The sequence below is a fragment of the Streptomyces sp. SID14478 genome (genome assembly GCF_010548525.1).
Classification (GTDB): domain Bacteria; phylum Actinomycetota; class Actinomycetes; order Streptomycetales; family Streptomycetaceae; genus Streptomyces.
This window is the reverse complement of sequence record NZ_JAAGMG010000351.1, coordinates 1-4,037: the sequence shown is the minus strand read 5'-3', so window position 1 is coordinate 4,037 and position 4,037 is coordinate 1. Positions and strand designations below refer to the sequence as shown.

General features: G+C 72.1%; 3 protein-coding genes and 1 pseudogene. All 4 read left to right on the top strand.

Annotated elements, in window-relative coordinates; translation table 11 throughout:
• Positions 1-118: pseudogene (locus tag G3I40_RS11645) on the top strand (DUF3499 domain-containing protein); the annotation flags it as partial.
• A 179-nt stretch (positions 119-297) separates the two neighbouring features.
• On the top strand, positions 298-1,914 hold the full coding sequence (locus G3I40_RS11640) for an L-lactate permease (RefSeq protein ID WP_164302090.1): 1,617 nt from the start codon (positions 298-300) through the stop codon (positions 1,912-1,914).
• A gap of 128 nt (positions 1,915-2,042) precedes the next feature.
• The gene (locus G3I40_RS11635; protein ID WP_164302089.1) at positions 2,043-3,407 is read left to right on the top strand and encodes a phosphomannomutase/phosphoglucomutase; all 1,365 of its coding nucleotides are present in this window, start codon (positions 2,043-2,045) and stop codon (positions 3,405-3,407) included.
• Positions 3,408-3,521: 114 nt separating this feature from the next.
• Positions 3,522-3,692, top strand: coding sequence for a Trm112 family protein (locus G3I40_RS11630; RefSeq protein WP_164302088.1), 171 nt, complete (start codon positions 3,522-3,524; stop codon positions 3,690-3,692).
• The last annotated feature ends 345 nt before the right edge of the window (positions 3,693-4,037 follow it).

Here is a 4,037-nt window from a genome sequence, read left to right as displayed (position 1 = left end):
GGCGGCCCGCCCGCAGGAGCGCGTGGCCGAGGCCGGCGGCTCGGGGCCGCGCGCCGCGGATCCCATGGAGGTCGCCCGCCGCGGCCACCTGAGGGTGCTGCGCTCGCCGGACAACTGACGCGTCCCGAAGACCCGTTGGACCCGGCCCTTCCCGGGCTTCTCCCCAGGTTCCTGCTCGGCCTCCTCCATGAGGCCCTTCACCGGATTTCCTTGTCGTACGCGTTGACCCGCGATTGTTGAGTACACGACGATCTCGCCACCCTGTCTTATGGGAATCCGGGATTCCGGGAGGCGCACGTGTTCGTCCAGCAACTGGAGCCGGTCGGCGGCTCCTTGGGTCTGTCCGCCCTCGTCGCGGCCCTGCCCCTCGTCACCGTCCTCGTCCTGCTCGGCGCGGTGCGCATGAAAGCCCACCGTGCGGGCCTGATCGGCCTCGGCGTCGCCGCCCTCGTCGGATGGCTCGTCTACGACATGCCGCTCGGCCAGACCGTCTCCAGCGCCGCACAGGGCGCCCTGTTCGGGCTCTTCCCCATCATGTGGATCGTCGTCAACGCCCTGTGGGTGTACCGGATGACGGTCCGCACCCAGCACTTCGACATCCTGCGCCGCTCCTTCGGGCGGCTCTCCGACGACCCGCGCATCCAGGCCCTCGTCATCGCGTTCTGCTTCGGCGCGCTCCTGGAGGCCCTCGCCGGGTTCGGGGCGCCGGTCGCGATCTGCTCGGTGATGCTCGTCGCGCTCGGCTTCGACCCGGTCAAGGCGGCCGTCGTCGCGCTCGTCGCCAACACCGCGCCCGTCGCGTTCGGCGCCATGGGCACCCCCGTGGTGACGCTCGCCCAGGTCACCGGGCTCCCGCTGGACACTGTCGCCTCCGTGGTGGGCCGGCAGACGCCGCTGCTCGCGCTCGTCGTACCGCTGGTGCTCGTCGGCCTCGTGGACGGGCGGCGCGGCCTGCGGGAGACCTGGGTGCCCGCCCTGGCCTGCGGGGTCGCCTTCGCCGTGGCTCAGTTCGTGGCCTCCAACTACGTCTCCGCCCAACTCGCCGACATCGGGGCCGCCCTGGTCGGCGCGGGAGCCCTGGTCGCCGTCCCCCGGGCGCGCAGGCCCGCCGCCGAACCCGTACGCGCCGCGGTCCTCACCGGCGTACGCAGCGAAGACCTCGACGAAGAGGACCCGCGGCGCGAAGTGGTGCGCGCCTACGCCCCGTACGCGCTCATCGTCGTCATCTTCTCCGTGGCGCAGATCCCCGTCGTGAAGGACTGGCTGGCCAAGGCGAACCGCGTCTTCGACTGGCCCTTCCTGAACGTCGCCACCCCGGACGGCAAGCCGGTGAGCGGCAATCTGTTCACGCTGCCGCTCGTCTCCACAGGAGGCACGCTCGTACTGATCGCGGGGGTGTTCACCGCCGTCGTCCTCGGCGTGCACGCGCGCGTGGCCGTTCGGGAGTGGCTGGGGACCGTGTACGAACTGCGGTTCGCGATCCTCACCGTGACGAGCGTGCTCGCCCTCGCGTACGTCATGAACCTGTCCGGTCAGGCCGCCACCATCGGGCACTTCGTGGCCGCGGCCGGCGCGGGCCTCGCCTTCTTGTCGCCGGTCCTGGGATGGTTCGGCGTCGCGGTGACCGGATCCGACACCTCCGCCAACGCCCTCTTCGGTGCCCTCCAGGTGACGGCCGCCCAGCAGTCGGGGCTGCCGCCGGAACTCCTTGCGGCGGCGAACAGTTCGGGCGGCGTCCTCGGCAAGATGATCTCGCCGCAGAACCTGACCATCGCCTGCGCCGCGGTCGGGCTCGCGGGCCGCGAGGGCGACCTGTTGCGCAAGGTGCTGCCGTGGAGTCTGGGCCTGCTGCTGGTGATGTGTCTGATCGTGTACGCCCAGAGCACGGTGGTGCTGTCGTGGATGCTGCCCTGACCCGCGCCTGACCAGTGCGGACGGGACAGGTGCGTTCTTTGGGAGGAATGAGGGGTTCACGGCCCGATGTCGGTGCGGCCAGGTAGTTTGTGGGGTCCGTGAAGGACTCCAGGAGGGCTGGGCCGGCAGTGGCTGCTGATCTGTCGCAGATCGTGAAGGCGTACGACGTGCGCGGGGTGGTCCCGGACCAGTGGGACGAGGGGCTCGCCGAGTTGTTCGGCGCGGCCTTCGTGCGGGTGACCGACGCCTCGGCGATCGTCGTCGGGCACGACATGCGGCCCTCCTCGCCCGGCCTGACCCGCGCCTTCGCGCGCGGCGCCGCGGCCCTGGGCGCGGACGTGATCGAGATCGGCCTGTGCTCCACCGACCAGCTGTACTACGCGTCGGGCGCCCTCGGCCTGCCCGGCGCCATGTTCACCGCCTCGCACAACCCCGCGCAGTACAACGGCATCAAGATGTGCCGGGCCGGTGCGGCCCCGGTCGGCCAGGACACCGGCCTGGCCGAGATCCGCGAGCTGGCCGAGGAATGGAGCCGGTCGGGCGCCCCCGAGCCGGCCGCCACGGCGGGGACGATCAGTCGGCGCGACACGCTGGAGGACTACGCGGCGCACCTGCGCGGCCTGGTCGACCTGACCTCCATCCGCCCCTTGAAGGTGGTGGTCGACGCGGGGAACGGGATGGGCGGGCACACGGTGCCGACCGTCCTCGCGGGGCTGCCGCTGGACGTCGTACCGATGTACTTCGAGCTCGACGGCACGTTCCCGAACCACGAGGCGAACCCGCTGGACCCGGCGAACATCGTGGACCTGCAGGAGCGCGTGCGCGCCGAGGGCGCCGACATCGGCCTGGCCTTCGACGGCGACGCGGACCGCTGCTTCGTCGTCGACGAGCACGGCGACCCGGTCTCCCCGTCCGCCATCACGGCGCTCGTCGCCACCCGCGAGCTCGCTCGGAACGGCGGCACGGGCACGGTCATCCACAACCTGATCACGTCCTGGTCGGTGCCCGAGGTGGTGAAGGAGCACGGCGGCACGCCCGTGCGCACGCGCGTGGGCCATTCCTTCATCAAGCAGGAGATGGCGACCACCGGCGCGATCTTCGGCGGCGAGCACTCCGCGCACTACTACTTCAAGGACTTCTGGAACGCGGACACGGGCATGCTCGCCGCCCTGCACGTGCTGGCCGCGCTCGGCGGCCAGGACGGCCCGCTGTCCGCGCTGGTCTCCTCCTACGACCGCTACGCGGGCTCCGGCGAGATCAACTCCACCGTCGCCGACCAGGCCGACCGCCTCGCCGCCGTCAAGGCCGCGTACGGCGACCGCGACGGCATCACCCTGGACGAACTCGACGGCCTCACGGTCACCTCGGCCGACTGGTGGTTCAACGTACGCCCGTCCAACACCGAGCCCCTGCTGCGGCTGAACGCGGAGGCGCGGGACACCGCGACGATGGAGAAGATCCGCGACGAGGCCCTCGCGGTGATCAGAGCCTGATCCACACGGCCCGGTCCGGCGCCCCGGCGGTAGGCTGACCGGGCCGAACAAAAGCACCGCGGGCCCGCACGATCCGCCCGCGCACCAGCATCCGCATCCCCGAAGGGACCCCCCATGTCGCTCGAAGCCGGCCTCCTGGAGATCCTCGCCTGCCCGGCCTGCCACGCCCCCCTCAAGGAGGCCGAGGCCGAGCTGATCTGCACCGGCGGGGACTGCGGCCTGGCCTACCCCGTACGCGACGGCATCCCCGTCCTCCTGGTCGACGAGGCCCGCCGCCCCGCCTAGGGCGCGTGGTGAAGGTCCCGCCCGCCCTCCGGCGAACGACGGGACCGTCACCACAGCCCCAGGGCCCTGCCGCCGGATCCCCGCGGCGCCCGGTGCGCTTCTCACCGCACCGAACGCCGCTCCTTCTCCACCGGGATCCATCGGCAATGCCCCAGGACCTGTCCACACCACGCAGGAGGCCGACGCCATGTTCGACGAAACGCTCCTGGACGACGCCGAGGCGCTGGCCAGGATCGACCGGCGCGGCCTGCTGCGCGGTGCCGCCGAGGCGGGGGCCCGCGTGCGCACTGCGGCCCGGCACGCCGCCGAGGCCGGGATCACCGAGCTCAAGCCGGACGGCCGCCC

Excerpts from the sequence above, each read along its gene's own strand:
- G3I40_RS11630 (WP_164302088.1), top strand. The coding sequence starts at position 3,522 with ATGTCGCTCGAAGCCGGCCTCCTGGAGATCCTCGCCTGCCCGGCCTGC.